General features: G+C 31.2%; 3 protein-coding genes. 1 reads left to right on the top strand and 2 read right to left on the bottom strand.

Annotated elements, in window-relative coordinates:
- Nucleotides 1-321: transposase (locus FTU91_RS15910; RefSeq protein ID WP_180082822.1), on the bottom strand; the 321-nt coding region annotated here is incomplete at its 3' end.
- A 650-nt stretch (nucleotides 322-971) separates the two neighbouring features.
- Between FTU91_RS15910 and FTU91_RS15905 the strand changes: the two genes are divergently transcribed.
- The gene (locus tag FTU91_RS15905; protein ID WP_180082821.1) at nucleotides 972-1,877 is read left to right on the top strand and encodes a hypothetical protein; all 906 of its coding nucleotides are present in this window, start codon (nucleotides 972-974) and stop codon (nucleotides 1,875-1,877) included.
- Between the two features lie 47 nt (nucleotides 1,878-1,924).
- Here FTU91_RS15905 and FTU91_RS15900 read toward each other — a convergent pair whose 3' ends face one another.
- Entirely contained in the window at nucleotides 1,925-3,247 is a 1,323-nt protein-coding gene (locus tag FTU91_RS15900) for a hypothetical protein (RefSeq protein WP_180082820.1), read from the bottom strand.
- Nucleotides 3,248-3,410: the final 163 nt, after the last annotated feature.

The following is a 3,410-nucleotide window of genomic DNA, read 5'->3' as shown; positions in this document are numbered from 1 at the left end:
GCCAATTTCTGCTTTTGAGTGGGGTAAAGTAATTTGAACCGTTAACATGTCAGTAGGAGTAGGATCTAATGGTGCAGAGCAAGATAAGGCAATAAATGCAGGTTTATTCGGTAGTGGTGAGCGATCACTCCCTGGCTTAGCATCAATTAAGCGAATCCATTTGGATACAAGATTTGTATTCAATCCATGTTGCAAAGCGACTGAAGCAATTGAAACGTCCGGTGCTTTACAAGCCTGAACGATCTGCTGTTTAAATTCAGCACTGTATGTTCTTCGTTTTTTCGCAAGAGATGCGATGGATGTCTGATTATTTGTAGTCATAAATTTAAGTCCCCACTTGTTTCTAAGTGGGGACTAAATTAAGGCTTATAGGATGAATTCAGAAGGTGTGTTCAGCGGACGCTTACAATTGTATTAAGTGAGATAGCTAGCTTAAAGCGAATCCTAAAACAATCTGATTGATCAGATTGCTCACTGCGAAAGCTTGAGTCGGCACATATGAGAGTATGTTCGGCAATATGTAAGAAGAAGGTTAAGGGAATGCTTGGTCGTATTCCTGTGTTTGAGCTTGGTCGCTCAAACTAGACCATGATTGATAAAGCATAAGTATTCTGAGGTTTGGTCACTGAAGAAATAATGCTTATGCGGAGTTACTAGGTTCTTTTAATCTAGATAATGTTCACACGGACATGAAAAATATAAGTGTCTTGCTCTTCCATCTTAGGTGAGAAAAAGCTAAATCCTAGATTTAGAAATTTGAAGTGGAATATGGCTTAAGTCAGCATGAAAAAATTGATCAGCCAATAAAGGCGTTAAAATTGAACAAGGAAATGTTCTCAAAAACCATTTAAGGCTACATCCCATTTGGGAGTAGCCTTTCTTTATAATAAAACAGAATTAATCCATTTATACTTTACAAAAGCAAAAGAAAATAATTTAATTAAATTTAAATCATTGATATTAATTTAATTATGAAGAATATTTATATTATTTCCGCTATCTCATTAGCCATACTTAATGGTTGCCAATCACTAGAAAGTATAACACCAGAAAAAGTGAGTAAATTCTCAAGCCCTAATGATTTAGTTTTAAAAATGAAATTAAATGGAAATGATAATAAGGGTAAAGACTACATTTATCTTTGGCATAATGGAGTTACTAGCGATCCTGAATCGTTAATTCCAAAAAAGTCTCTGAGTTTATATTGTGAAAGTCAAAATGGTAAGTTTGTAAGAATTGAATCAAGTCCAATGGATCAAGTACAAGATCAATCCGCACGAAACCTATTGAAAAAATATAAGGTTGATGAAGCCATTGGTGGTTTTAGATGCAATTTACCAAATTATAAAAGTTGGGGTGTTTTAATTGAACCATTAGGTGAACATAAAATAAACTCAAATGTTTATACTTCAAGATTGGTTACTCTTAAAACCGAAATAATGTCATCTTCAGATATCACATCATTTTACTTTAAAAACCAAGTGCAAAAGGATATAGAGCAATCTAGACAACGAGCATTAAATGAGAAATATCGAGCGCAGGAAAAAGCCAAACAACTAGCTTATAATAATTTCTTAAATTCAAACAAACCTACTTCTAAAAATATTGGTAGTAAAGTTTGTAAAGATGTAACTCTAAATTTCCCAACAAACCTATATGTTATGGGGCAGCTACAATATGAAAAATCAAATGGAGTTGCTGTTGGAAGTCTAGAGCAATTCTCAAATGATGGTAAAAACATCAAAATTAGTTTAAGAGGTTGGTTAACTAATACAGGTGGTATTCAAGCTTCACCAAGTGTCCATTTCGATGGTATTCCATTGGAAGCAGGAAGGAATATTTGGGAAAATGCTTATGGTTGGTATTTATGTAAATAACCTTTAAGCTATTATCATTGGAGGCTATATCTATATAGCCTCCTCCTTCACCACTCAAAACGTTCATTCTTAAACTTCTTATCTTCATCGTCTGCTTTTTCTTGGATTTTTATACGATTCAACCATTCCTCTTCTTTTAAGTTAATGAATCGTAAAAGTGTCGGGTGGGATATCTTGAGTTTTTCTTTCAAAGCAGTGATAGATGGTAGTCTTCGTTTCATTTCCTCTGACCAACTGCCAGAAGCAGAACGTAAAGTGAAAATATTTTCTTCAATAATTTGATCTAAAGTATTTTGAGCAGAATCACTTAGGTCTAGTAAGGTCAAAAGTAAATCTAACCAAAAGATTTGACCATTATCTTGAATAGTAAATAAGTTAGAATTTTTTATCCAAAATTGTAATCTATCTTGATCATGACAGATCCAATTTATAACAGTTTGCTGATTTGCATGAACGAGAACTTTTCTTAGATCATTACTCCCAAATTTATCTAAAAATTCTTGATCTTGTAAAAATAGAGGAAGGAATAGATCTGTACTCTTTTCAACACAAATTTTTAATAACTTAAAGTTTTTTGAGTTTCGATGTATAGAAATATATTTCTCATCATCAAACAAGCTTTTTACTTCTTCAAGGACTTTAATTCTATGAGGTTCATCAAAAGTAAATAAGTATTCTAAAGCATCTTCACTATGATCGTACAAGTTATCATTCTTGAGTATTGTTTTAATTTCACTTAGGAGAATACCCACATATTTACTATTTAATTTTTTTTGAAAAAAACATTCTTCTAAAAGCTCGTATCTAATTTGATCGGTCGCTCCCACAAAAATCAATGCATCGAGTAAGATTTCAAATTGACTATTACTAATTTTATTATGATATTTATTTGCTGACAATCTTGGAAAATTCAGAACATCAATTTTTTTATCAATAATTAACTGACTAAAGTATTGGAAATCATCATCATTTTGACATGCTTGAATCAACAATAAGCAAATAGTATTTTTAAAACTATCATTCTGCCTCAAAAATTCGATTAAGACATAAAAATCATCTAATGAATTATTCTTAAAACCGACTAACAGACCTAATAAAAATTCAGAAGAACGCATTGATTTATCAGGATTAATATTTTTTAAAGAATTAATGCATTGATTTATATCGGCAAATGTTTTTGAGCTAGCTTCTCCTAACTTTACTAGATAATTGTTTTGCATCCATCCAGTATTCGCTTTAATCAGTAGATCAAGATTTTTTATTAGTTTTTCTACATTCATTAATTCATTACTAATATGACTTACTAGATCTTCATAGTTATCAAAATCTGGTATTTGTATTGCATATTTATCATTATTTTTTTTAGTCATTTTATATAAATCATGATCTGATACTAAAATATATGATTTTACTTTGTACACGACAAAAAAAGATAACTCATTGAAATAATGGCATAATACTTGTTTTCTGACGACGAATATGATGACACATTTCAATGAGTTACATCTCATCTTAAACAAATATCTAAAGTGG

The sequence above is a fragment of the Acinetobacter sp. YH12201 genome (assembly GCF_013418145.1).
In the GTDB taxonomy this organism is placed as follows: domain Bacteria; phylum Pseudomonadota; class Gammaproteobacteria; order Pseudomonadales; family Moraxellaceae; genus Acinetobacter.
The sequence above is the reverse complement of the archived record's forward strand: the minus strand, read 5'-3'. Positions and strand labels throughout refer to the sequence as shown.

Coding starts and splice junctions, on each gene's coding strand:
- FTU91_RS15905 (WP_180082821.1), top strand. CDS start 972: ATGAAGAATATTTATATTATTTCCGCTATCTCATTAGCCATACTTAAT.
- FTU91_RS15900 (WP_180082820.1), bottom strand. CDS start 3,247: ATGACTAAAAAAAATAATGATAAATATGCAATACAAATACCAGATTTT.